The following is a 21,506-nucleotide window of genomic DNA, read 5'->3' as shown; positions in this document are numbered from 1 at the left end:
GTTTTACTCTGTCTATTCACCTTGATAGTCTTCTTTAAATACTTCGGATGTTTCTGAAATAAGCTCTATATCACAATGCAATTTTAATTGCAGATTTTTTAACAATCCCCATAACGCCTGATTACGTGCATTACTCCTTTGTATCAATTCCGCTTCGGATGGATTATCACCGTCAAAACGCGAAACACCTTCTCTAATGGAGATTTTTTTTAAATGCGTCAGCCGACTAAGCTTTTCTAATAAAACAATTGGGTATTTACATTGACGTAAACGCAAATCCACTATTTTATCGTTCGGTAACAGATCTAATAAATAACTAAAATCATGTTGATTCACATTCATCATTAGTTCACCTTGAGTATCAATATAGCGAAACATAATACCCGAACTGGCATTTAACTGAATTTCACCATGATATTTAGCCTGTATTGCTAACAACAACGTGATAAGTGCATGGTTACGTGTATCACACTCCTTTTGTTTAATCAATCGCTCATCTTCAGGCAAGTTTTTTAAGTCATAATCGCTAATACCACGTTCATTAAAAAATAACCAGGTTAACTGTGGCAAGTCCATATATTTTGTTAACAGGGCTAACGACAAATTTTGCGTTGCTATTTGTAATCGTTTAACGGGCTGAAAATTAGTGTGCGCAGCAAAATATTCAAAGTTTTCATCACTAAAAATACTAAGACTTACTTCTTCCGCCAAAGAGTAATAAGCCAGTAATCCTGATAAACTATTAGCCGGTAACGGAAGATCATCATATTGAACCAGTTTTTCTAAGCTTGCTGTATCTTTGGTATCTAAAACAAAAGAATTAATCTGATTTTGCTCATTTACACTTATAGTGAAACTTGATCGGCTGTTAATATCGCCTTTAGTACAATCAACGCTAATTAGCCGTTTATAATCCCACTTAAATACACTTCTTGACTCTTCGTAATTAGCCTGATATTCGCGCACTAATCCTGAGCCATCGACATACCAATTAATCCATTCAACGTCATAACCATCAATCCACAATGACTCGACACACACAAAACCGTCATAGTATTTATAAGTTACCCCGTTTAACAACTCACCTTGATAATAGACAGGATCATCAGATTCATAATACTCATCATCTTCTATCACCGCAAAATCGATTTTTACCCCACTGCTGTGCTGATAAAAACCAAATTCTTGTTCCCCCGTAATTTTACCTTCGGTCATTTGGTACACTTTATGCAATTTTTGTTCTCGATGGTCATAAGCCAACCCACTAAATAACACATCATTTAAAAAATAAAAGCCTTGAATAAGCTGTAAATGGCTCAATTCGACCCGTACCGGCAAATCAAACGGTTTAATATCGGTTCTGTTACTCATGGTTACTCTCCTTTTCGCTTCGTTACCACGTTAATTAGTGGATCTAATATACCACTACAATTACGACAGGCTACAAATGGTTGTCCAAATTGTTCTTTATTTTTTGTGTTTTTGACATAGACAGTATAAACGTCAATATCCTTGAAAAAATCTCCTGGAGTTAAACCTTTCGCGCGCAGTTGTTTAAACACATCATCTACCGCCAATATTTCAGCATGCGCACCAGGCATTCCATCAAAATTTGACAAATTATCTTTATGTTTTATAAGATATTTTTTAATCAATTCTTCCGTCGCTTCATCCATATTTTTGTCAGGATAATACGGTTTTAAAGTCGCAATATACCCTTTGATATCAACCACCTTAATTGGCGCCGATTGACCCGTAAATTCGCCTTGTACAACAACCTTTTCTTTTAGCGCATGCTTTAACGTAAAAGGTAAATTATTAAATTCCTTAGCACTTTCAAAGTCCATGCCATGAATAGTACAAGTTGCCTTTGAAGCAGCAACCTTACTTTTCCATCCATCTTCTTTAGAAATGCGTTCCCTAAGCTCCGCCTGAAAACTTTGTAGATTACTACGTTTATCTTCATATATACGGGTATTAACGACCGTTTTACTGATCTTTTGATCACCATTTCTGGCTAAGATTTGTATTTTGCCTTCTGGGTTTGAATTTAATAATGCGACTCTTGTTGCCTGGAAGGGATCAGTTAAATTAATATGCTTATTAAGTTCATTAGATAAGAAAAATTCTCTTTTAATTTGGCTATTTAATATCCGAAAATAATTAGCAGGAGGAATGACAACATTCGGTAGATTGTTGTTAGCAATTGAGATAGTTGTATTATTCGTTAATGGTAATAAATTCTGCTCTTGCAACTGTTTAACAGAGACACGCATCGGCATATCGGCTAATTCAACTTTTGGTAGCGCAACTCCTGTTGATTTTTTTTCTATTTCTGTTAGTTGATCTATAATGATACTATTTGGATCGTTTATAAAGGCATCGATTTCTTCTCGACTTAGTTTTTGAACTAAATTCGAATCTTTCTTTATAAAATCAAAATTTGCTTTAGTGTTTTTTAAATTGAGATAAACTAACGCGCCAGTTACCATCCCTGATCCAATTAAACTCATAATTTTTGATAGTTTTTCATCAGGAGGAAGCGATTTATCTTCTATTACTGTGTAAATAGCTGACGCAATATCGGTAGAAATCATAATACCTTGCACACCATTTGTCGTTACTTCACCAATTAACATCGCTTTAATGGCATTCACTTTCATGGTATTCGTACCTACTTGGGATAAAAATTTAAGCGGTCCCCATTTCGCCAAGGCTAGCCCCGCACCAGTGCCTAACATATTGCCAACAATATTTAATGCATCAAAACCATCATCTTTCCAATTACTAAAACCTTTATTATAACGTTGCGTTATATTGATAGCTGATGAGCTAACACCTGCAGTAGCCGATAATATTATTGCCCCATAAGTCCAAAATGCTGCTGTTGCTATTTGCCCCGAAGGTACAAACAATGTTATTGCGCCGGCAACAATTAATGCACCAAATGCAAGATAAGTGAGGGCTGTTGAAATACTGTCAAGCCAAGTTTTGCCGTCAGTTGAAAATTGATATTCTTCAGTAAAATTATGATCTTCTATAGTCCAAACAAGTAACCCTTCACCATCATATTTAGGGATTTCAAGTGTTGGATGACTAACACTTAAATATCGACATTTTAATATGCCCTCTGGATAACGATTATCACTTTCCCATTCATCTAAGGCATCTAGCAGAGCAGCTTGTTCTGTATCTCCCTTACCTTCAAATACACCACACCACCCTTGTTGTAGGGGATTAGTCCAATCTAATAAATAAACTGTTTTTTCATGATAAAAATAACATACTTGTAGTAGGATTGAGTTGGTATCAGGATATTCATACGAATAGTGTCTGGCACTCATCATTTTGAAATGATTTCTGTGACTTAATGGTATTTTTTCTAACAAATTTTCTAATTTATCGCAAAATTGTTTCCTATTTTCTTTGCGTTCATTATATTTTTCTTGTTGTTCTTCATCCAATTCACTGTATTTTTCTAAAGTCTCAATTATATTATTTTGTTTTTTAATGTTGTGGATAAATTCAAATGGGTTTTCTGTTTCTTCAAATGTCGCTGGGTCATAGCTCAAGCAATCACCTTGACTCACCACATGTTGTACATAATGATAAATTTTGGCTTCACCACCCAACGATTCCCTGACGTAACACATTACAGTATGTACACCAACCAGATTCCATTTTGCATTAAGCCATTCGGGACCACCACGTGGTCCAAAAAAATTACTCTGTTTACTTTTTTCTCTATTTGTATGATTAATACATACCCAACGAATAGATAAGTCTTTTATATCTTTAGCATTGGGGTTGACTTTTTTTAAATAAAAGGACATTGTCCTATTAGGTGTTACATACCTTAAAGAAGGGCTAGCAACAATGATATAATCCTCTACAGTATCCATTGTTTTAAATCCTAATTGTTTTTATTGATTGAATTAGCTTTAGCTAACAGAAAATTAATGAGATCTTTGTGGTTATTGTAAGGACCAATTGATTTTTCTATATTTTTAACCAGATCTTGATGATAGATTTGTTTATAAACTTCAATTGTTTTTGCAACAATTTCTTCCGCAAAACACAAATAATCAATCATTTTTTCTGCGTTTCCGGCTTCTATTGCATTATGTAATCGCTGTGCATTTGCTTTAGCTAAAATATCGTCTTGATCTGGATAGGCATAAGCATATTCCATTCCTTGTGGCACATTTTTTAATACAACTTTTCCTTCACGGTCTAATCTTCCTTGCCTTAATTCGCCATTTTTAAACCGTACAACATACTTGGTCATTGGGATTCGATAGCCATCTTCAGTTTCTAAGATCAACGTTAAACCTTCTTGCATGTCTTGTTCTGTAAATAATGCAGGTACATTTATTGGTTCGTAATTTAATGTTTTTGGTCCCATTTTTTGCATCGCATTACATTTCATGTACACATTATCCGGTGTGCCCAGTACAATGCCTTTTTCGCTAATTTCAATGTATGAACCGCCACACATTAAGGCGATTGTTTTGTCTGCGCTTAATGTCATTTTGCTGTCTACACTGTCAATGTGGACATCTTGTTTAGCCGCCATATTCAGGTTGGCATTTTGGGCTTGTGTTTCAATATCCCCCTGGTTGGCAAAGACCTTCATCCCCGATTTATGAGCAAATAACCCTATCGCATCGCCCGATGTTAGTGTGATGTTTTTTAATGCCGTGATGTCAGTCTGGTTTTCAGCGGTGACACTTACGCTGTTACCGGTTGATAACTGGATGTTTTCAGGACTGGTTAACGCAATACCTTGCTGAGCGTAAGCTAATATGCCACTTTGCGCCAGCTCAGTTAAGTTTGCCTTGAGCTGGTCTTGGCTGTCGGTGTCAGCGCCGTGGGCTTCGGCTTGACTGGCGGCATTTTGCAGTGATTTAGCAATCGATAAGGCGTTTTCTAGTTGCGCAATCGCATCTTGCATATCCAGCTGTTTGCCCTGCGCTTTCGGCTCGGTCTGGCTGGTCAGGTATAAGCCTTTTTCAGCCGCTATCGCCCCCCATTCATCAGTGCGCAGTTCAAACCCTTCGCCCCGTAACGCTTTTTTTTGGTTGACTAAGTGACCCAGATTAAGTTGCGTTTTGCCGTATTCGGTCGCCAGCTTGATATGCTCCTGCCCTCGTTTGTCATCCATGCGCAATTTGTTATTGGTGGGGGTGCGAATCACATTACGGTGTTTGTTTATGGTGGTGACATGGTCGGGGTGGGCACTGTCGTGCATGGCATGAGCGATATACGGGCGGTCAGGATTGCCGTCCATAAATGCCATGGCGACTTCCGTGCCGTCAATTAACGGAAAATGAAAGCCATAAGTGCCTCCGGCATACGGTTTTGCCAGTCTTACCCATAAACTTTCATTGCCTGCTTTCCACGCTTTCAGGTCATAGTTAAATTTCACCCGATACCGACCTTGAGTATCAATATAGCCATAGGTGTCATTGTCCGGACTGCTCACCCGTGCCGGTAAAGTCCCCCCGATTTGCGGCCAGGCTATCGGTTTGGGACGGTATGGTTTGAATACCTGATACGGGATAGCGGTAAAATGCAGCTCGTAAGCATCCGTGCGGTTGCCTTGCCCTTCCACACTTAATATTATCACCCCGTCAGCAATATCAACTAACGGACTGCCTTTAATCTGTATCCGTTGTCCCGGTGTCAGGTGATAGCGGTTGCTTTTACCGCTAATCACGATTTTTTCACTGATTGCCTGTTCATGCCGTATTCGGGCATACCATTGTCCGCTTTCCGTGACATTATTCGGGTCGCTCGGGTTAGAATGATTATCGTCGTTATCGTTATCTACATCATCTACATCACCGTTCAGCTTATCTTCTTGTCCGTTACTTCTCAGCCCTTTGTAGTGTTCGCCATAACGGTAATCCGTGCCATAGGTGGTGCTGTCTTTTGGCTGGCTGTTCACGTCACCGTGTAAATTCGCTTTCGCATCCCGATAGTTGTAATCCTGCACTTTAACCGATGATTCCACCACCCGACTGCGTAACCGGATATCCCAGATACTTTCTGCGCCGCCATCCAGCGTCCCGCTGGGTAACTGGTAATCAATATCGCTGACCTGCTCATAACCTTGTTCATAATCGCTTATCACCATTACATCGCAATTGTGCTCAGCATGCGTTTCAAATCGAAACCAGACACCAATATCTGCCAGCAGACGCTGGATAAAGCTTAAGTCACTTTCCTGCCATTGGGTGATAAATTCACGTTCAGGGTAGCTGCTGTTTAATTCCAGACGGTAATCGATGCCGGTAAAACCATGACTGCGCAGCACTTCTTCAACCACACTAATCACACTTTGGTTTTGGTATATCGCATTATTGCGATTTAAAGCTAATCTGGCTAAACGAGGCGATAACACTATCTGATAATGTGCCTGCTCTTTACTGACCGATAACAAACTAAAACGGGTGATAGCACCATATATTTTGCGTAAGTCACTCTCGACAGGCAGGTCACTTAGGGAACGAATCGCCGTTGCCAGCACATTTTTAACCGCAGGGTTAAAGGAAAATGACGCTTTTTGGTTGAGTATATCATCGGGCGATAAGGTTTTATCAGGGCTGGTAAAGTCAATGGTGTAATGCCATGGCTGGTTGAGCTGTTCATCACCTTGTACGTGTAAAACAGAAACAGGCGAAATCAGATTATCAACCGTTAAGGTGTAGCGATTGTGGCTGACCTCACCCGTTAATTCATTCAGTAAACCTTCACCGACTTGATTGATAAGGGTAGTTATTTTGTTCGCCATGGGTTACTCCTTTCCTGATGTATCAAACTGATTAATCAGCTTTCCAACGTTATTTAGGTAATAATGATTTTGGTTGATTAAGTTGGAGTAATTGGGGACATCGATAATCAGAAAAGAATCAAGAAATTGATGTGATAATGATTGTAAGTTGAGATACAAATCATCATGAAAATGACAGAAATGACCGTAAATAGGTAATCGGTTATCTGATAGCACTAAACAACGAACCACAACTACTCCTTAATATCCATACTATCCCTAATTAACTTTTATTTATGTTATCGATTTTGATAATCTTAATCATTTTACAATGATAAGATCATTCGTTAAGCTAAGCAAGCTTTTGTTAAATAAATTGAAAATATTTTGTTAATAAGGTTAATTTTTTATTGCTATTGATAATGGATACAGTGATGTTAAACGCATTTAAATAAAGTGAATTGACGGCTTTTAATTTTTTTAAATATTGAGGAGGAAGGTGAAACTAGAACGGGAGATATTTTTTCATCAAATCATTAATGAAGGGCTATAAATAGAGCGTTTTGCAAGCAAAGCTTGCAAAACTAAAAAAGGAAGCTATTAATTAAAAATTTTTACAAACTGTAATTCTATCCAATCCCATACAGATCCAAAGAACCCAGTTTCTGCAACATTTTGCAGTGCCACTAATGGTTGTTCATTAATCACTTTGCCATCTAATAAAAATTGTATTTTACCTACTGTTCTTCCTTTCATTATCGGTGCATAAATATAGTTATCAATGACATATTTTATTTGTAGATCAGCTGAACGACCTTTTGGTACAGTAACATAAGCACCGTCTATTGAACCTAGTTGGATTTTATTTTCATCTCCATACCAAATGGATTCAGTAAATAAAGGCATATTCGCTTTTATAGGGTTAGCCGTTTCGAAGAATCGAAAGCCCCAAACTAATAATTTCTTACTTTCTTCTTCCCGACCTTTATAGGTTCTTCCGCCTAATACTGCCGATATTAAACGGGTATTACCCTCGACAGCAGAGGCAACTAAGTTGTAACCGGCTGCTTGGGTATGACCTGTTTTGATTCCGTCTACATTTAATGTAGTATCCCATAGTAAGCCATTACGATTTAATTGCGGTTTAGAAAGATTATAAGTAAATTCTTTTTCTTTATAAATCGCATATTCATCAGGTAAATCACGAATCAATGCGCGACCTAATAACACCATATCTTTGGCTGTGGTATATTGTCCTGGCGCATCAAGTCCATGTACAGTTTCAAAATGGGTATGTTCCAAACCTATTTTTTTGGCATAGTCATTCATTAAATTAACAAAAGCACCTTGGCTACCTGCGATATGTTCAGCCATTGCAATACAAGCGTCGTTACCTGATTGAATGATGATACCTTTGTTAAGATCCGAAACAGAAACGGTTTTACCCACTTCCAAAAACATTAATGATGATCCTTTTAATACAGGGTTACCCGTTGCCCATGCATCTTTACTGACTACAACCATATCATCATTTTTAATTCGACCTGAGTGTAAAGCTTGACCAACTACATAGCTGGTCATCATTTTGGTAAGACTGGCTGGATCACGTTGTTGTTCAGCGTTATATTCCGCTAAAATTTCGCCTGATTTGGCATCCATTAAAATATAAGATTCAGCATTTAATTGGGGAATAGCTGGAATAGGAAAAGGCATATCAGCAGATGCTGATGTGCAAATTGACAGCATCAAGATAGCAAAAGATAATTTAAATTTCTTTTTCATTTATTTGAATTCCGTTAAATATTTTTAGATAACATATATCGATGTGTGTGAATAGACATCATAATGCCAAAACATGCCATTAAAACGACTAATGATGAGCCACCGTAACTTATTAAAGGTAATGGTACACCAACTACCGGTAAGATTCCACTGACCATACCGATATTAATGAACACGTAGACAAAGAAGACTAAAATCAAACCACCGGATAATATCCGACCAAATGTCGTTTGTGCTTGTGATGCAATAATTAACCCACGAACAATTAAACATAAAAAAAGAATTAACAGAACGATAGTACCAATAAAACCAAATTCTTCTGCAATTACAGAAAAAATAAAGTCAGTATGTCTTTCTGGTAAGAATTCTAATTGTGATTGCGTGCCTTCAAGCCATCCTTTACCCCATATCCCTCCAGAACCAATGGCGGTTTTAGATTGAATAATATGATAACCCGTACCATTTGGATCTCGCTCAGGATTAAAAAGTGTTAACACCCGTTCACGTTGATAATCATGCATTAAAAAGAACCACATGATAGGTAAAAAAGCAGCAATTAAGATGACAGCAACAATGATAAATCGCCAATCAATACCAGCCAAAAAGATAATAAATATTCCTGACATGACAATTAATATAGCTGTACCTAAATCCGGTTGCATTGCAACAAGTAAAGTTGGCACACCAATAATAGCCAAGGTTTGTAATGTGGTTTTTAAAGGTGGAGGACAGCCATCACGATGAATAAATTTAGCAACCATTAATGGCACGGCTATTTTTGCAATTTCTGATGGTTGAAATCGCAATACACCTAAGTCTAACCATCTTTGTGCGCCTTTACTGGTGTAACCAAAAATATCAACAAACAGTAAAATGATAATACAAAAAATATAAAGATAGGGAGCCCATTTTTCATAGGTTCGAGGTGAAAATTGAGCTAAAAATATCATGATAAAAAAACCAAGAAGTATTTGTATCACTCGCTTTTGTATCATATCGATATTTTGCCCACTCGCACTCCAAAGTATATATAAGCTATAACAGAGTAGTAGCGTTATAAATAGAAAAAAAAGGGGATCAATATGTATCTTTTGCCAAAAAGATTTTTTGATGTTATTCATAATTAATTTTCATATCCTGTATCTTGAACTGCGTCATCGAGATCAGTGGAGTGATTGCCTAATAGATAAAAATCAAGAATTTTGCGTGCAACCGCACCACCATTTGAGCTTCCGCCCCCCCCATTTTCAAGTACAATAGCCAATGCTATTTTGGGTTTATCGTAAGGCGCATAAGCAATAAATAATGCATGATCACGTAAATGCTCGGGAATATTGTTCGCATTATAAGTTTCGTTTTCTCTTAAACCATACACTTGTGCTGTTCCTGATTTTCCTGCTGCTTGATATTGAGCGCCAGCATACACTTTACGTGCTGTTCCTCGTGAACCAAACATCACTCTATACATCCCTTCTTTCGCTAAATCCCAATAATTTGTTTTAACTTCTGTTAAATTATTTGGCTGTTCAAATTGAACGGGATCAATGTGAAACTGATCTTCATTGGAATTTAAAATATCACTCTTTTTATACAGTAAAAAATGGGGGGTATAAGTTTTTCCATTATTAATTAAGATAGTTAATGCTTTTGCCATTTGCATTGGTGTTGCAGTCCAGTATCCTTGACCAATGCCAACAGGGATAGTGTCTCCTTGTAACCAGGATTTTTTATGACGTTTACTTTTCCATTCTCGACTTGGCATAACAGCGCGTGTCTCTTCACTTGGTGACATATCAATTCCAGTGCGTTGACCATAGCCAAATTTAGTCATCCATAAACTTAAACGATCAATCCCCATATCATAAGCAACTTGATAAAAATAGGTATCTACTGATTCTTCTATCGCTTTTAGTACATCAACCCGACCATGTCCCCATTTTAGCCAGTCTCGGTAACGTCTTTCAGTTCCCGGTAATTGCCACCATCCAGGATCGTTAACCACGCTTTTGGGCGTTACAACCCCTTCACTTAATGCAGCTACAGAGATAAAGGGTTTTACGGTTGAAGCAGGTGGATAAGCCCCCAATAAAGCCCGATTAAATAAAGGTTTGTTCGGATCATTAAGTAATTCATTATATTTTGCACTTGATATCCCTCCAACAAAATCATTTGAATCATAACTAGGGCTTGATACCATCGCTAGGACTTCACCGTTATTGGGATCAATCGCCACCACAGCAGCTTTGCGCCCAGCAAGAAGTTTTTCGATGTAAAGTTGTAATTTGAGATTTATTGATAAATAGATATCTTCGCCTGCTTGTGGTGGATGCTGTTCAAGGAGTCGGACGATACGTCCGCGACTATTAACTTCAACTTTTTCATAACCAGCTGTGCCATGTAATATGTTTTCATAATAGCGTTCAATGCCCATTTTTCCGATATTGAGCGTCGCAACATAATTACTGGTTTTATTTTCTTCTTCTAACCGCTTTTTATCTTGGCTATTTATTTTTGAGATATACCCCAGAATGTGAGTTAGTGATGCACCATAAGGGTAATAGCGGTGTTGTATTTTAACAATTGAGGCAAAAGGAAATCTGTGTTGATCGACAACAAATCGTGCAATTTGTTCTTTACTAAGGTTATCTTTTAGCGGAACGGGTCTGTGAGCGCGATAATTTCGTCTTTCTTTTTGGAAATTTTCAATATCTTCATCTGTCAAATCAACCACTTTTTTTAATTGTTCAAATTGTTCATTCAGATTTTTGGTTTTATCAGGAATAATGTTTAGTTGATAGGTGATATTATTACTGGCTAATGGCGTTCCATTACGGTCATAAATCATGCCGCGACTAGGAGGAATAGGAATAATTTCGATACGATTATTATTTGATTTAGTACTGTAATAACTAAAATTAGCAATTTGAAGATCCGCTAAATTCACTAATAAAATAATAATCAAAAAGATAATTACCACAAAAGCAAACAAAGCTCTACGCAGGAATAAGTTTGTTTCTGCTGAATGATCCCGAATATTAGTTCGCTTTTTTTTTGTTGTAATAGGGATAATAATACTCCTTAAATACTGCTTTTTGATTGATGCTCTTGTTGTTCCCATTGTTCATAAGCGTTGACAATTCTGGCAACTACCGGATGACGAACAACATCTTCACTATTAAAAAAGTTAAAACTAATTTCATCAACTTGGCTTAAAACTTCAATTGCATGACGTAAACCGGATTTTTGGTGACGCGGTAAATCAATTTGAGTGATATCCCCTGTTATAACAGCTTTTGAGTTAAAGCCAATGCGTGTTAGAAACATCTTCATTTGTTCTATTGTGGTGTTTTGGCTTTCATCGAGAATAATAAATGCATCATTTAGGGTACGACCACGCATATACGCTAGTGGCGCAACTTCAATCACGCTTTTTTCAATCAGTTTTTCGACTTTTTCAAAACCCAGCATTTCAAATAGCGCATCATAAAGTGGGCGTAAATACGGGTCGACTTTCTGGCTTAAATCACCTGGTAAGAATCCAAGTTTTTCACCCGCTTCAACAGCGGGTCGAGTCAGTACTATCCGACGAATCTGTTGCTTTTCTAATGCATCAACAGCAGCTGCCACCGCTAAATAGGTTTTACCCGTTCCCGCAGGTCCAATACCAAACGAGATATCATAATCTAAAACATGCGCAATATATTGAGCCTGATTGGGCGTTCTTGGTTTGATTACCCCACGTTTTGTTTTAATCATCACCATTTTACTTCCATGCTGATCAGTATAAGCAGGAAGATGTTCTTTCATTTTTTCAAGCGCACCGGATTCTTTTATTGCTAAATGAATGTGTTCGGGTTCAATATCAATAATGTTGTTTTTGGTTTTAGTTTGTTGATAAAGTGACATTAAAATCTGATCGGCTGCGTTAACACAAATCTGATCACCGGTAATCAAAAATAGATTACCTCGATGATTAATTTCAATACCAAGTCGACGTTCAAGTTGTTTTACGTTGTCATCATGAGGGCCACAAAGACTATTTAATCTTTGATTATCATCTGGTTCAAGCACGGTTTGATGTGTAATAATTTTCAATGATAAGCCCTCTAATCATTCATGTTAATTGCTAAGATATCCTTCACATAAAGGACATTTTTCAACACCTTTCAAAAATTCCTTTTTACAATGATGACAAGTAACAATATTTCCCGATACTATCTGATCAACCAGTTTTGTAGCCTGTTGTTCATCTAATCCTTGCGTTTTTAGTTTATTGATCATCATTGAGATTGGTGTACCACTTTTTAATTCTTGCTCAACATCCTGACCAATTTCTTCTTCTAATGTAGGCGGTACATATTTTAAAACATTTTCATTATATTCTGAATGACAATGATTACATCTAATGTATCTTCCTAATGTTTGAAAACTGAATATTGGTATAAAAAACAATGTAAAATATCTTGCCACTTTAACTTGCGTATATTGTTGTTGTTTTTCATCAGTTTTGATGTTTTGCTGTGTACAACAACTAGGGCAATTAAATTGCCCTGTTTTTTCGTTTACTTCACGACCTCTCGAGCCGAATATAATAAGCATTTTTTTCTTTCCTTTCCATTATGATAAAATATTATTTTTTTAATAATTCAATATGTTATTTTTATTATGGTTGGTAGATACCGACACCTAAATCGTTTTCTTTACGGGTTCTTGAGATTACAGACATAGGAGATTCACTCACACGCAGATCCATTTCATCCTCGGTACGCACAACTTTACCTCTTAATGAATTTGGATAAACATCGGTAATTTCAACATCAACAAATTTACCAATCATATTAGGATGACCTTCAAAGTTAACAATACGGTTATTTTCAGTTCTGCCCGTTAGTTCCATCAGATCTTTCTTAGATGGTCCTTCGACTAAAATGCGTTGCACGGTATTTAACATACGACGGCTAAATTGCATTGCTTGTTGATTGATACGTTCTTGTAGGATATAAAGACGTTGTTTTTTCTCGTCTTCAGAAACGTTATCTTCCATTTCTGCCGCTGGTGTACCAGGGCGTGCAGAATAGACAAAGCTATAGCTTAAGTCAAAATTGACATCAGCAATTAATTTCATGGTTTGTTCAAAATCTTCTTGTGTTTCACCCGGGAATCCAACAATAAAATCAGAACTAATTTGAATGTCTGGACGGACTTTACGTAGTTTTCGGATAATTGATTTGTATTCAAGTGCCGTATGCGTACGTTTCATTAAATTTAAAACACGATCCGATCCACTTTGCACCGGTAGATGTAAAAAGTTAACTAATTCAGGCGTATCACGATAAACATCGATAATATCATCAGTAAACTCAATTGGATGACTGGTTGTAAAACGAATACGATCAATACCATCAATGGCAGCGACTAACCGAAGTAGTTCTGCAAATGAACAAATATCGCCATCGAAGGTTGGTCCTCGATAAGCATTGACATTTTGACCAAGCAGATTAACTTCACGCACACCTTGTTCTGCCAGTTGAGCTATTTCATAAATTACATCGTCACAAGGTCGGCTCACTTCTTCACCACGGGTATAAGGTACCACACAATAGGTACAATATTTATTACATCCTTCCATAATCGAGACAAACGCTGTCGGACCTTCACTGCGAGGTTCAGGTAAGCGATCAAACTTTTCAATTTCAGGAAAGCTTACATCGACAACATGATTTCCTTTTCCACTTCGAATTTGCTCTATCATTTCCGGTAAACGGTGAAAAGTCTGCGGACCGAAAATAATATCGACAAAAGGTGCACGTTTACGAATATGCGCACCTTCTTGAGAAGCCACACATCCACCAACCCCAATGATAATTTCGGGATTATGTTGTTTTAAATTTTTCCAACGTCCTAATTGATGAAAAACTTTTTCTTGCGCTTTTTCTCGAATCGAGCAAGTATTTAATAATAAAATATCTGCTTCTTCTGCGTTGTCTGTTAATGTTAAACCGTGGGTGGATTCAAGGAGATCTGCCATTTTGGTTGAATCATATTCATTCATTTGGCAGCCCCAAGTTTTGATATGTAATTTTTTGCTCATCAATAACTCAGCTATATTTAATTGTTAAAATGAAAACGGGTTTAAATCCGCGATTTTAGCGTGCCATATTGTAATCCTTTGTGAATGTAGGGTCTATAATAAAATAATAATTGTTATCTAAAAAAAATAATTTCAATTTAACCTTTTTAATTTATGCTTAAAACAGTTAACATAAAATTACTAATTAATTGTTATATTTTTCATTTTTTTGGATTATAGTTACTACTACTGATTTGTATCATTTGGTTCTACCATAGGATTTTTCAGTATTAACATAGTTGTCAGCAGGAACTACACAAAGTTATGCTACCAACTTGAATGACTAACCATTTGTTAGAATTTCTCGTCAGAACTTATTTTAAATATTTCAAAATGATTTGAATAATTCAGAAATATTTAAACAAAATAAATCCATCTAGTGTAGTCGTTTTTAAGACTATTGCTATTTAGATTTTAAATGACATAATGAGGGCGAGTGACTTAGGTTACTCGTCTTTTTGTAACGATAATCTTTATATTTATTTCAGATGCTCTTAATAACTCTATCAATCAATTAAATATTTTTAATTTTTAGTCACTAAATTACCTTTCATATTTTTATTCTAAATGATATACTATTTAGCAGTTACTAAATGCTTTCTTTATTAAATTAAAGATTGACTTTAGTTAACAATCGGTGCTTATTGTTGGAGGACTACAACTAACAATACTTTAGCACTGAATTGACTGGCCATTAAGCTAGATTTTCTCGTTAATATTTGTTGGGATAAATTTAACGAGAAGTAACTCGTTATTTATCAGTAGTCCTCCTTTTTAAAGGAATCGATATAACTGCTAAATACAGTTTATAACATACTCTTTTGGTAGTTTTCAAAGTTCTTCCAATTGAGTGAGAGAGTAACTTCTGTTACTCTCTTTTTTTTAATTTTATGAATATGTTTTCGAATTAAAGCAAAAGCTTTTTTTGCAACGATGCGAAACAGTTATAATTCTTGGTAACTTTTACCATTCACAATAATTTATGTTATTATCCGCCTTAATTTAATTATTGAAAGTGCCTAGATATGTCAAAAACGTTCAGTCCAACAAAACGCCTTTTAGTTAAAGGTATTCTTGCGACTTGTTTATTGTCTGTCACTCGTGTTGGTCTTGCTTCAGCAATGGCACAAATGGTCGCTGTTCGTATTTGGCCTTCCTCTACTTACACACGAATTACGTTAGAATCTAATAGTAAGCTTAAATACAAAAGTGCTGCATTATTTAACCCAGATCGATTAGTGATCGATATTGATAATATCAATTCAAATCCTGTTTTAAAAAGTATTTCATCGAAAGTATTAAGTCACGATCCTTACATCAAATCAATTCAAGTTATCCAGCTGGATGCTAAAACGGTCAGAATCATGATCGAAGCTAAGCAAGGAATAGACCCCAATACTTTTACGTTACCCCCTGTAGCCGAATTTAAAAACCGTTTAGTCATCGATCTTTATCCTTCAAAACAATCTTCAATAACAGATGATGATCCTTTATTAGCACTGTTAGAAGAATATACAAAAGGTGATCTAAACCAACAGCAAGCTGAGATCAAACCACCCATTAATAAAAAGAAAAATAGCCCGATTATTGTGATGCTCGATCCCGGTCATGGCGGTGAAGATCCGGGTGCGATTGGCTATAACAAAACCAGAGAAAAGGATATTGTTTTACAAATTGCACGCAGAACTTTTAATTTATTGAAAAAAGAGCCGAATGTTAAAGTTTATATGACCCGTAATGAAGATGTGTTTATCCCATTGAAAGTACGAGTAGCTAAAGCACGATCTTTACATGCCGATCTTTTTATTTCTATCCATGCAGATGCATTTACCAGTCGATCAGTTAGAGGATCTTCTGTATTTTCATTATCCACCCGAGGGGCGACAAGTTCGGCAGCAAATTATTTGGCTCAAACACAAAATAATGCCGATCAAATAGGTGGCGTGAGTCGCAGTGGTGATAAATATTTAGATAATACTATTTTAGATTTAGTCCAAAAAACAACTATTAGCAACGGTGTATTATTAGGTAATGCTATATTAAATCGACTAAAAGGCGTCAATAGTTTACATAAACCTTCACTTGAAAAAGCAGGTTTTGCTGTTTTAAAAGCCCCTGATATTCCTTCTGTTTTGGTGGAAACCGCTTTTATTAGTAATATTAACGAAGAAAAAAAATTAAAAACCGCTTCTTTCCAGAATCAAGTATCAAAAGCGATTGTTAGTGGTATCAAAGATTACCTGAAAAAGCGTAAAAATTAATATTTCTTTCTCAGGTAAGAATTAAAATTATCGTCAATTAACTTTAGTAATAATCGTTAAACATCTATCCGCATTTAATTGTGGAATAGTCAGTTTGATATTCTGTTTAAGTTCGAACCCTTCAGGGATAGGATCTTGTTCACTACCTTTTAAAGCATAAAACGATCCCTGTTGATTTGGTAGATGCTGACACCAAGTGAGCATATCTTGTAATGAAGCAAACGCTCGGCTAATGACACCATCAAACTGTTGTTCGGTATAGTCTTCTATGCGGCTTTGCACCGGATTAATATTATTCAGTTTTAATTCAAATTTTACCTGTTTTAAAAAACGGATACGTTTTCCTAAACTGTCAACTAAATCAAATTGTTTATCCGGATTGATGATCGCTAATGGAATACCAGGTAACCCTGGTCCTGTTCCAACATCAATAAAATGTTCGCCCACTAAATAGGGCGATACCACTAAACTATCCATAATGTGTTTTACTAACATTTCGTTGGGATCACGCACAGCAGTTAAATTATAGGCTTTATTCCACTTATTCAGCATTTCAACATACTCAATAAGCAGATCAATTTGCTGATCTGTGATCAAAAGATCTGTTTGATCAATAAGATTAGTGAGTTTCTTTTTTAACATAATTCTTCTTTTTTAAATAAACTAATAACATTGATATTGCCGCTGGTGTTATGCCTGAAATACGTGAAGCTTGCCCGATCGATACTGGTTTATGCTGTTTCAATTTAGCGACAACTTCGTTTGATAATCCAGAAATTTCAGCATAATCAATATGCTCAGGAATTAATGTTTCTTCGTTACGTTTTTGGCGCTCGATTTCTTCAATTTGAAGTTTAATATATCCATCATATTTAACTTGAATTTCAACTTGTTCTGCAGCACTAGGATCAGTTAATCCAGGCGCAAATAGTGATAATGATTTCAATGTGTTATAGCTCATTTCAGGGCGTTTAAGTAACTCTTCACCATTTGCTTCTTTGGTTAAATTAGCACTTAAAACGGCATTCACTTCATCAATAGTTTCAATATGTGGATGCACCCATATATCGCGTAAACGTGCTCTTTCTTGTTCTATCGCTTCAAATTTTTCGTTAAATTTTTGCCAACGATAATCATCAACCATGCCTAGCTTACGACCAATTTCAGTTAAGCGAATATCAGCGTTATCTTCACGTAACATCAAACGATATTCAGCACGAGAAGTAAACATTCGGTAAGGTTCATTGGTGCCTAACGTACAAAGATCATCAACCAGTACACCTAAATAAGCTTGATCACGCGTTGGATACCATTGATCTTGATCATAAACAAACCGTGCGGCATTTAAACCTGCTAACATGCCTTGAGCTGCTGCCTCTTCATACCCTGTTGTCCCATTAATTTGTCCAGCTAAAAATAGCCCTTTGATCACTTTACTTTCAAGTGTAGGTTTGAGATCACGAGGATCAAAATAATCATATTCGATCGCATACCCGGGTCTGATGATATTAGCATTTTCAAGACCTTTCATACTACGTACAAAAGCAAGTTGCGTATCAAATGGTAAACTGGTTGAGATCCCATTTGGGTATATTTCGTTACTATCTAATCCTTCTGGCTCTAAATAGATCTGATGAGAATTGCGATCTGAAAAACGCATAATTTTGTCTTCAATTGAAGGACAATATCTTGGACCTACGCCTTCAATCACCCCTGTGTACATTGGACTTCGATCTAAGCTATTACGAATGATCTCATGTGTCGTTTCGTTTGTGCTTGTTATATAACATGGGATCTGTTTTGGGTGCTGATTAGCATTACCTAAAAACGAAAATACCGGAACAGGATCATCTCCATATTGTGTACCTAATTTAGAAAAATCAATTGTTCGGGCATCAATACGCGGTGGTGTACCTGTTTTTAATCTTCCCATTCTAAATGGGTATTGATGTAATGATTTAGATAGTCCAATTGAGGCAGGATCCCCTGTTCTTCCTCCACTGTAATTATCTAAACCAATATGGATTTTTCCATTTAGAAAAGTGCCAGCCGTTAAGACGACGGCTTTAGCTTTAAAAGAGACGCCCATTTGCGTTTTAACTCCGGTGATCTGATCGTTTTCAATGATCACATCTTCTACGGATTGTTGAAAGAGCATTAAGTTTTCTTGGTTTTCAAGTGTTGTTCTGATCACTTTTCGATAAAGCGATCGATCCGCTTGTGCACGTGTTGCTCTGACCGCTGGACCTTTACTGCTATTAAGGATCCTAAATTGGATCCCTGCAAGATCAATCGCATGAGCCATTAATCCGCCCATGGCATCGATTTCTTTTACCAAGTGACCTTTACCAATACCACCTATAGCAGGATTACAGGACATTTGTCCTAATGTATTGATATTATGGGTTAAAAGTAGTGTTTTGCGGCCCATTCTTGCTGATGCCATGGCAGCTTCTGTGCCAGCATGACCGCCGCCGACAATAATGACATCAAAAAGATCTGGATAAAACATATAAAGCCTCGTTGTTATTTTCTATGAAGATGATTGTTAGTTCAGACATGTTGTTTTGATCTAAATTAGCGTTAGCGATTTTACTCATCTTTTTGAATACGTCAAATGATCTAATTTGATCGCCATTTAAATTAAATAAGATCTTTTATGTGATCTTTTTATTTTTATTACTGCTAGAGCGGATCCTTTCTGTTGATAACTGGATATAGTAATTATTTTATAGGATCTTATTGATCCTGTAACACTGTTAATTGATCGGATCTTTGTTGATCTAAACTTGTTGATAATTAGCTTAGTTATCCACAATTGGTTTTGTCATTTAGGTTATTAATAGCCTTATCACAGCTTATTACTTTCTTTTAGCACAGAGTTATCCACAAAAATATATTTTGATTGCTTATTTTTTGGTCTTTTTGTTGGCTGTTTTTTAATAGTTTACTGATAAAATATATCGAGGGTTTTTTGAATAACGATTTTTTATTTTTTTAAATTGTTCCTTTTTTATAAAATTCTTTTATTTTTACAAAAGCAAATTTATACTTAACTAGATTAATTTTTTAGTGTGAGGTTACTTTATTACTCTTTCACAATTACCGTTGCCTTTTTCATTACCAAATAGTGAAACTTTCGACAGTTTTTATATAGGTGATAATCAATTATTACTTGATTCATTGCAAACTTTATTGGTTAAGCAAGGTTTCAATGTATTTTATATGTGGTCGGCAAGTGCTGCTGGTCGTACTCATCTATTGCATGCCTCAAGTCAAAATAAACTGGCTAGTTATATTCCTTTAAAACAGTATTTCCACCTTGTTCCCGAAATTTTACAAGGGTTGGATAATTATGATTTAGTTTGTTTAGATGATATTGATGCTATTGCAGGCAATCGGGATTGGGAAGAAGCTATTTTTGATTTATTTAACCGTCTGACTGAAAAAAATATTAGTAAATTATTGATTACTGCCAGTGCACCCCCTAAACAGGTTTCTTTTATATTGCCTGATTTGGTATCACGACTTAGTTGGGGGCAAGTTTATCAATTAAAAGAATTAAGTGATGATGATAAGCTTAAGGCGTTACAACTACGAGCCCAATTAAGCGGTTTTGAATTATCGACTGAAGTTGGATTATTTTTATTAAAGCGTGTCCATCGTGATATGCGTACCCTGTTTTCTTTGTTAGAAAAGTTTGAAGTAGCAACATTAGCGGAACAACGTAAGTTAACGATTCCTTTTATTAAAAATATTTTGGATTTGTAATATGAGTAATAAGCCTGAAGCTATCGTTTTTTTTGATTTAGATGGGACTTTATTTAATAGTCAAATAGAGGTTTTAGCAAGTTCAGTTGAGGCAATAACAAAGCTAAAGCAAAATAATATTATTCCAATGCTTGCAACAGGTCGTACACCTTGTGAAGTGACCGATTTAATGAAAAAATTGTCGATTGATTCTATTATCGGTATGAATGGGCAAATTGTTCTATATAAAGGCGAGAAAGTTTTTACGAATAATATCGATAAAGATTTAATCGCCAGAATGTATCAGTTTTCAAAACAGCAAATGAATATTCCTTTAGCTTTTTATAATGATGAAATAATGCGTATTTCTGAGTGTACTCAAGCCGCAAAAACGTTTTATCACTATCTTAAACAACCTATTCCCCCTGTTGATGATCTGCTTTATCTAAACGAACCGATTCAAATGATGTTATTGTTGTGCGAAGAAGGTGAATCTGTTTATCGTGATGCTTTTCCGGAATTAACGTTTATACGTAACACGCCATATTGCGTTGATGTTTTTAATCATGGTGGATCTAAAGGTAACGGTATTAATCAGTTATTGCAAAAAAAAGGATTCACTGATGTGCCAACTTACGCATTTGGTGATGGGATGAATGATTTTGAGATGTTTACAACCGTTAATCACCCGATAGCAATGGCTAATGCTGTGGACAAATTAAAAGAGCAAGCTGAATTTGTCACTGATTCCAATGATAATGATGGGATTGCAAAAGCCCTAAAAAAATTTGGTTTGATTTAAATATTG

The 21,506-nt window shown here is 36.0% G+C and carries 14 protein-coding genes; 3 read left to right on the top strand and 11 right to left on the bottom strand.

From position 1 onward, the window contains the following. Nucleotides 1-12: 12 nt before the first annotated feature. The 9 genes from ACGH4F_RS00135 to miaB form a co-directional block, all read right to left on the bottom strand. Complete coding sequence (locus ACGH4F_RS00135; protein WP_411589519.1) at nt 13-1,371, bottom strand: hypothetical protein; 1,359 nt, start codon at nt 1,369-1,371, stop codon at nt 13-15. A 2-nt stretch (nt 1,372-1,373) separates the two neighbouring features. Further along, nucleotides 1,374-3,902: a YwqJ-related putative deaminase gene (locus tag ACGH4F_RS00130; protein ID WP_411589517.1), complete on the bottom strand. Its 2,529-nt coding sequence runs from the start codon at nt 3,900-3,902 to the stop codon at nt 1,374-1,376. Between the two features lie 11 nt (nt 3,903-3,913). After that, complete coding sequence (locus ACGH4F_RS00125; RefSeq protein ID WP_411589515.1) at nt 3,914-6,796, bottom strand: type VI secretion system Vgr family protein; 2,883 nt, start codon at nt 6,794-6,796, stop codon at nt 3,914-3,916. Nucleotides 6,797-7,375: 579 nt separating this feature from the next. Then, nucleotides 7,376-8,557: a serine hydrolase gene (locus ACGH4F_RS00120; protein ID WP_267351158.1), complete on the bottom strand. Its 1,182-nt coding sequence runs from the start codon at nt 8,555-8,557 to the stop codon at nt 7,376-7,378. 14 nt (nt 8,558-8,571) lie between these two features. Next, nucleotides 8,572-9,678, bottom strand: coding sequence for a peptidoglycan glycosyltransferase MrdB (gene mrdB / locus ACGH4F_RS00115; protein WP_267351159.1), 1,107 nt, complete (start codon nt 9,676-9,678; stop codon nt 8,572-8,574). 2 nt (nt 9,679-9,680) lie between these two features. After that, complete coding sequence (mrdA, locus tag ACGH4F_RS00110; protein WP_411589513.1) at nt 9,681-11,675, bottom strand: penicillin-binding protein 2; 1,995 nt, start codon at nt 11,673-11,675, stop codon at nt 9,681-9,683. Then, complete coding sequence (locus tag ACGH4F_RS00105) at nt 11,636-12,652, bottom strand: PhoH family protein (protein WP_411589511.1); 1,017 nt, start codon at nt 12,650-12,652, stop codon at nt 11,636-11,638. The genes mrdA and ACGH4F_RS00105 overlap by 40 nt, the downstream gene beginning before the upstream one ends. Nucleotides 12,653-12,676: 24 nt before the next feature. Further along, complete coding sequence (locus ACGH4F_RS00100) at nt 12,677-13,156, bottom strand: zinc-ribbon domain-containing protein (RefSeq protein ID WP_065558468.1); 480 nt, start codon at nt 13,154-13,156, stop codon at nt 12,677-12,679. Between the two features lie 64 nt (nt 13,157-13,220). Continuing rightward, a complete protein-coding gene (miaB, locus tag ACGH4F_RS00095) occupies nt 13,221-14,648 on the bottom strand; it encodes a tRNA (N6-isopentenyl adenosine(37)-C2)-methylthiotransferase MiaB (protein ID WP_267351163.1) in 1,428 nt (475 codons plus the stop codon). A gap of 1,064 nt (nt 14,649-15,712) precedes the next feature. Between miaB and ACGH4F_RS00090 the strand changes: the two genes are divergently transcribed. Continuing rightward, nucleotides 15,713-16,948: an N-acetylmuramoyl-L-alanine amidase gene (locus tag ACGH4F_RS00090; protein WP_267360529.1), complete on the top strand. Its 1,236-nt coding sequence runs from the start codon at nt 15,713-15,715 to the stop codon at nt 16,946-16,948. Between the two features lie 33 nt (nt 16,949-16,981). Here ACGH4F_RS00090 and rsmG read toward each other — a convergent pair whose 3' ends face one another. Both rsmG and mnmG read right to left on the bottom strand, forming a co-directional pair. Continuing rightward, a complete protein-coding gene (rsmG, locus tag ACGH4F_RS00085; protein ID WP_267379479.1) occupies nt 16,982-17,590 on the bottom strand; it encodes a 16S rRNA (guanine(527)-N(7))-methyltransferase RsmG in 609 nt (202 codons plus the stop codon). Beyond that, a complete protein-coding gene (mnmG, locus tag ACGH4F_RS00080; protein WP_267351168.1) occupies nt 17,568-19,460 on the bottom strand; it encodes a tRNA uridine-5-carboxymethylaminomethyl(34) synthesis enzyme MnmG in 1,893 nt (630 codons plus the stop codon). The genes rsmG and mnmG overlap by 23 nt, the downstream gene beginning before the upstream one ends. A gap of 575 nt (nt 19,461-20,035) precedes the next feature. On the opposite strand from mnmG, the gene hda reads away from it, so the two are divergent. Together hda and ACGH4F_RS00070 are read left to right on the top strand one after the other, a co-directional pair. After that, entirely contained in the window at nt 20,036-20,719 is a 684-nt protein-coding gene (gene hda, locus ACGH4F_RS00075) for a DnaA inactivator Hda (protein WP_081299048.1), read from the top strand. A gap of 1 nt (nt 20,720) precedes the next feature. Continuing rightward, entirely contained in the window at nt 20,721-21,500 is a 780-nt protein-coding gene (locus ACGH4F_RS00070) for a Cof-type HAD-IIB family hydrolase (RefSeq protein WP_411589508.1), read from the top strand. Nucleotides 21,501-21,506 lie beyond the last annotated feature (6 nt).

Source organism: Gilliamella sp. CG35 (genome assembly GCF_046635745.1).
Classification (GTDB): Bacteria; Pseudomonadota; Gammaproteobacteria; order Enterobacterales; family Orbaceae; genus Gilliamella; species Gilliamella apicola_I.
Note: the sequence above shows the minus strand (reverse complement) of the source record. Positions and strands in the feature narration are given on the sequence as shown.

Excerpts from the sequence above, each read along its gene's own strand:
- ACGH4F_RS00135 (WP_411589519.1), bottom strand. The coding sequence starts at position 1,371 with ATGAGTAACAGAACCGATATTAAACCGTTTGATTTGCCGGTACGGGTC.
- ACGH4F_RS00130 (WP_411589517.1), bottom strand. The coding sequence starts at position 3,902 with ATGGATACTGTAGAGGATTATATCATTGTTGCTAGCCCTTCTTTAAGG.
- ACGH4F_RS00125 (WP_411589515.1), bottom strand. The coding sequence starts at position 6,796 with ATGGCGAACAAAATAACTACCCTTATCAATCAAGTCGGTGAAGGTTTA.
- ACGH4F_RS00120 (WP_267351158.1), bottom strand. The coding sequence starts at position 8,557 with ATGAAAAAGAAATTTAAATTATCTTTTGCTATCTTGATGCTGTCAATT.
- mrdB (WP_267351159.1), bottom strand. The coding sequence starts at position 9,678 with ATGAATAACATCAAAAAATCTTTTTGGCAAAAGATACATATTGATCCC.
- mrdA (WP_411589513.1), bottom strand. The coding sequence starts at position 11,675 with ATGGGAACAACAAGAGCATCAATCAAAAAGCAGTATTTAAGGAGTATT.
- ACGH4F_RS00100 (WP_065558468.1), bottom strand. The coding sequence starts at position 13,156 with ATGCTTATTATATTCGGCTCGAGAGGTCGTGAAGTAAACGAAAAAACA.
- miaB (WP_267351163.1), bottom strand. The coding sequence starts at position 14,648 with ATGAGCAAAAAATTACATATCAAAACTTGGGGCTGCCAAATGAATGAA.
- ACGH4F_RS00090 (WP_267360529.1), top strand. The coding sequence starts at position 15,713 with ATGTCAAAAACGTTCAGTCCAACAAAACGCCTTTTAGTTAAAGGTATT.
- rsmG (WP_267379479.1), bottom strand. The coding sequence starts at position 17,590 with ATGTTAAAAAAGAAACTCACTAATCTTATTGATCAAACAGATCTTTTG.
- mnmG (WP_267351168.1), bottom strand. The coding sequence starts at position 19,460 with ATGTTTTATCCAGATCTTTTTGATGTCATTATTGTCGGCGGCGGTCAT.
- ACGH4F_RS00070 (WP_411589508.1), top strand. The coding sequence starts at position 20,721 with ATGAGTAATAAGCCTGAAGCTATCGTTTTTTTTGATTTAGATGGGACT.